Origin of the sequence: Prosthecobacter sp. (genome assembly GCF_044378005.1) — a bacterium.
Taxonomy (GTDB): domain Bacteria; phylum Verrucomicrobiota; class Verrucomicrobiia; order Verrucomicrobiales; family Verrucomicrobiaceae; genus Prosthecobacter.
Genome location: NZ_JBILYB010000275.1, coordinates 1 through 3,877 on the forward strand (window position 1 = coordinate 1; position 3,877 = coordinate 3,877).

The 3,877-nt window shown below is 59.0% G+C and carries 6 protein-coding genes; all 6 read right to left on the reverse strand.

Annotated elements, in window-relative coordinates:
* Nucleotides 1-22 precede the first annotated feature (22 nt).
* Nucleotides 23-490 (reverse strand): hypothetical protein, encoded by a 468-nt coding sequence (locus AC6FTP_RS25940; protein ID WP_497209797.1) that lies wholly within the window; start codon nucleotides 488-490, stop codon nucleotides 23-25.
* Between the two features lie 3 nt (nucleotides 491-493).
* Nucleotides 494-1,294, reverse strand: coding sequence for a hypothetical protein (locus tag AC6FTP_RS25945; RefSeq protein ID WP_497209798.1), 801 nt, complete (start codon nucleotides 1,292-1,294; stop codon nucleotides 494-496).
* Nucleotide 1,295: 1 nt separating this feature from the next.
* Nucleotides 1,296-1,604 carry a hypothetical protein gene (locus AC6FTP_RS25950; RefSeq protein ID WP_497209799.1) on the reverse strand — a complete coding sequence of 103 codons (309 nt, stop codon included), beginning with the start codon at nucleotides 1,602-1,604 and terminating at the stop codon, nucleotides 1,296-1,298.
* 157 nt (nucleotides 1,605-1,761) lie between these two features.
* A complete protein-coding gene (locus AC6FTP_RS25955) occupies nucleotides 1,762-2,328 on the reverse strand; it encodes a PH domain-containing protein (protein ID WP_497209800.1) in 567 nt (188 codons plus the stop codon).
* Nucleotides 2,329-2,501: 173 nt separating this feature from the next.
* Nucleotides 2,502-2,894: a hypothetical protein gene (locus AC6FTP_RS25960; RefSeq protein ID WP_497209801.1), complete on the reverse strand. Its 393-nt coding sequence runs from the start codon at nucleotides 2,892-2,894 to the stop codon at nucleotides 2,502-2,504.
* A gap of 28 nt (nucleotides 2,895-2,922) precedes the next feature.
* Complete coding sequence (locus tag AC6FTP_RS25965) at nucleotides 2,923-3,831, reverse strand: major capsid protein (RefSeq protein WP_497209802.1); 909 nt, start codon at nucleotides 3,829-3,831, stop codon at nucleotides 2,923-2,925.
* Nucleotides 3,832-3,877: the final 46 nt, after the last annotated feature.

Below are 3,877 nucleotides of genomic sequence, written 5' to 3' on the forward strand. Positions count from 1 at the left end.
GCTTGCACTGGCATGGCTTTGCTCAGGCGGCGGATGTCAATTCGGCGGACTGGGCGCTGATGGCGAAGCGCGTGGTGTGGCTGCGGGTGCGATCTTCGCGATTGAGGTCGGTTTCGCTGCGAGTGATGCGCAGGCGGCGGATGTCCCAGCCAATGCGTTGATCCTCGGGCAACGTGCCAAGCCAAGCAAAGAACGCTCCGGCATTGCTCAAGGCCGTGCGCAGTACGGCCACCCAGAGCGCTTCCTGCAGCACGGGAGTTTCATCGGCATGGGTGAACAGAATGATCTGACCGTCCGCCTGTGCGAGCTTGGGATGTGGAAACTCCAGCGTGTCGATGTGGCAGACGACGCAGGGCCGGGTGCGTGTTGCGATTTCAAGGCCGATGCCAATGGTCAGTGCGGGTGGCAGGTTGGCCTCCGCATGGACGTGCGTGAGATAAGCGGCGAGAAGAGTGGCGAGGCGATGTTCGAGTGAGGGTGGTGCTTCCATGCCCTACTTGCGTTGTCGAAACGCACGCTCGGCCATGGCCTTGAGTTTTTCAGCTATGGCGTTCTGCAAGCGCAGGCGTGCACGACGTTCGGCATGACGCAACTGGCCGTCGTCGCAGGCTTGGGGTGCGTAGCTGACTTGGTTGGTGAGTTCCACGGTGGAGCCCTTCTCAGCGCGTTTCACTGCGGCACTTCCATGCGAGTTCTTGTGCGCGCCGGTGTTGGCCCAGCGCGGAATCCCTCGCACGGTGCCGCCCAAGGCCTTGGCTGCGGCGATCCAGCCGGCCTTCACCGCACCGATCTGCTTCTGCACTTTGGCGATGTAGCGATCCAGAGCTTCTCCTTTGGAAATCACTGCCAACGTTTTGGCACTGTCAGGCACACGACCATAGCGAGCCGTGCGGGCGTTCTTGTGGAGGTCCGGGCGGATAGCTCCGATGGGAATGCCTGCCTTGGCGCACAGTTTGCGCAGGATGCGCCGGGCCTTCTCCGGTTCGCCGTTCTTGTCGGCACGCCAGTATTCACGAGCAAGTACGGGATCAGCGGCTTCGAGTTGTTTGAAGGCTGTGCCGAGGTTGTCAGCACGTTTAAAGATACGGTTGATGTCCGCCTTGATGCGAGCCGCGAGTTTCTTGAAGGGTTTGTCGGTGAGGCCAAACGGCAACGTGATCCGCGCACTCTCCACGGCGAGCGTGCGCACTTCCTGGATGAGCAGCTTGTCCATGGGGCGCTGCACTTCTTTGGGGAAAAGAGCGATCTGCTTTTTGATCGGGTCGAGTCCCGTGACTTTGCCAGTGACGCGCATGTCAGGGATCAACAGGACCGAGTTCCAGGGTGACGATGGCGTGAGGCGGACGGTTCATCACGGCTTTGATGCGGTAGTCCTTCTGATCCCAGTGGACGATCTGGCCGCTGCGCGGAAGTTCGGAAAGAGCGGAGCGCAGCACCTTGGCGGTGAAGCGCACGTCATCGACTTCACCGCCGAGCACGAGTTCTCCAGAGAGCATGGGCTCAGAAATCATCGCCAGCAGCGTGCGACCGAGGAACTGAACCGGCTTGCCGAACTCCGCAAGCATGTGCTCAAAGTCGGCGGCGATTTCAGTGTGGATGGTCATCCGCCGGGATTTGTGTCAAGCGCACCCTGCTGTGCACTACCGCGCAACACTCTACTCGGTCGCGCAGGGCCACTCCGAAATAGTGTTAAGGTTTGTAGTGAGGAGGGTCATTCCGACTCGGAGCGGGTAGCTGGCTGTCCACCACGTCTTGTTCGCCTCATGGACTATCGTCCGTCTGAGGCTCCTTTTGGGAATTTCTCGCACCCAATATTTTGGCTGCCCAGTCTCTATTCTTATTAAGTACGAATCTCTCTTGTGTGCCCGAAACGAGCCGCACCAAGAGACCGTTGGGAATCATGCCGAGCGTCTTGTTCGCGTCGACCTCCGCAATCTGAGATAGAGGTATTTGGCACTCGTGATTCTGGATATTGAACCTGTGAGATCGGAAAAAGAGTTGCCCTGGGGTAAGCCAAAGGTATCCCCCCACCCCTTCCGCTCCCTTGAAGTGATTCGCAGGTCCCTCAAATAAAATTGCCGCGCCATCAAGATCTGGCTTATCAACCGAAAATTGCTTCGTCTGTCGCGCCAAAAACCCACGCATGAGAATAGCGAAGAGCGCTCCTGCAACAAGACCTCCCCCCATACCGATCAACCAGTTATTGTTCTGCAACGAATACAATGCACCCATCGGTAGCCCGAAGAATACCGCTAAATATATCCATTGGTTTGCGCGTGAGGTGGATTTTTGGGGTTCGGGTTCCATCAGGTTTTTATTGGCGAACATAGAAGATTATTCACAGATCGTGAGGCTTGTCAGCAGCATTTATGCGGGCTGGACTATTCATTGGTGTCGTTTGAAGCTCCTCTGTTGGCGTGCCGCGTGTCCCAACAAAACAGCCCTCTCCGCATGAAGCGGTGGAGGGCTGCACCCGAACCCGAGGCCTGCGCCCCAGGAAATCAGAACACCAAAGCGAGGGTGAGTTTGTGCGCGGTGAGATCGCCCGCCGCCGCTTCGGTTGCTACGGTGGCGCGCAGGTGACGACGAGCGCTGGAAGGTAGTCGCACACGACGTGTGGCCGCATTGGAGCCGTTGCCACCGCTACCTGTGACCGTGAACTCGGCAAGTTCGGGGATGGCGGCAAATGATTCACCGTCCTCCGAATCCTCCAGCGTGGCTGTGACCGATTTGCCATCGGCAAGATCGGCGAGCTCGGGCAGCGCCAACTCCACCTCGAAGCTGTGTTCGTTGGGTGGTGGTTGGCTCAGATCGAGGGGAGCAGTGGAGGCCGAAGCGCCTGCGGCGGCAAGCGCGACGGACTGGGTGAGTTGGGCGTCTTTGAGGGAGTGCATGATGATGGATCAGGGGATAAAGTTTGGATCACGCCTCGTCGTTGGCGATGGAGGCGGTGCGAATGATCGGGATGCCTTCCCATTCGGTGGGTAGCGGCGCGGGAGTGCCGTTGGTCGTGGTGGCCGTGCGGCTGTTGCGCAACTGCTCACGGGAGCGGCCGTTCATGAAGATGTGGGTCGGCTCCAGGCCGAACTCCGTGAACTTCTCGTAGGCCGAGTAGAGGATGGTGTCGTTGAGCATCTTTTTGCCCGCACCGGTTTCCTCGACGTTCTTGACGCGCACAGCACAGTTTTTGTTCGCCAGACGCATGCCGATGCGGCCCGTCATCCAGTTGGTGTAGGCCTTGTAGGGATTGCCGTCCGTATCATAGACGGTTTCCAAATCCCACACGTCTTGCAGGCGGATGGTCTGGTTGTTGCCGAAGAGGAACTCGACGCACTCGCGGCCCAGGCGCAGGAACCACACCGAAGATTTGGAGGCAGCGCCACCCGCATCGACCACATGGGCAGCATCCGCCTTGGCCTGCGCGAGCAAGCCGGGGAAGCCCTTGCTGTCGTTGCCCGTGCCATAATAGAACTGCGAGCCGATGTATTGCATGGAGGCTTCAATTACACCCGAGGCATGATTTTCGAGCAAGCGACCACGGTCGCGTGCGCCCTCAACAACCTGCGCATCCACAGCGATCTGGTGATCGAGGATGTGGGTTTGGAAGGTGCGCGTTTCATAGCTGGATTTGCTGCGTGCGACGCCCTCGTTGGCATTGCGAAAGCGCACGGTGGGCAGGCCGGTGCGTACCGTAAGTTCCATCGTGGTGCCGAGGATGGTGTCGGCGGGCACGACGGCGAGTTCAGGAGCCAGTTTGACGGCTTCCTCAATGAGCGGATAGCCGATACCGGCGTCCAGCTTGGCGATGTCGAGAAGAGTTGGGACAGACATGGAGGTCTAGGAGTTGAGGGTGTGTGATTGGGATGGATCAGGCTTT

What these genes read in the sequence shown, in the direction of transcription:
- AC6FTP_RS25940 (WP_497209797.1), bottom strand. Translation starts at nt 490, where the DNA reads ATGGAAGCACCACCCTCACTCGAACATCGCCTCGCCACTCTTCTCGCC.
- AC6FTP_RS25945 (WP_497209798.1), bottom strand. Translation starts at nt 1,294, where the DNA reads ATGCGCGTCACTGGCAAAGTCACGGGACTCGACCCGATCAAAAAGCAG.
- AC6FTP_RS25950 (WP_497209799.1), bottom strand. Translation starts at nt 1,604, where the DNA reads ATGACCATCCACACTGAAATCGCCGCCGACTTTGAGCACATGCTTGCG.
- AC6FTP_RS25955 (WP_497209800.1), bottom strand. Translation starts at nt 2,328, where the DNA reads ATGTTCGCCAATAAAAACCTGATGGAACCCGAACCCCAAAAATCCACC.
- AC6FTP_RS25960 (WP_497209801.1), bottom strand. Translation starts at nt 2,894, where the DNA reads ATGCACTCCCTCAAAGACGCCCAACTCACCCAGTCCGTCGCGCTTGCC.
- AC6FTP_RS25965 (WP_497209802.1), bottom strand. Translation starts at nt 3,831, where the DNA reads ATGTCTGTCCCAACTCTTCTCGACATCGCCAAGCTGGACGCCGGTATC.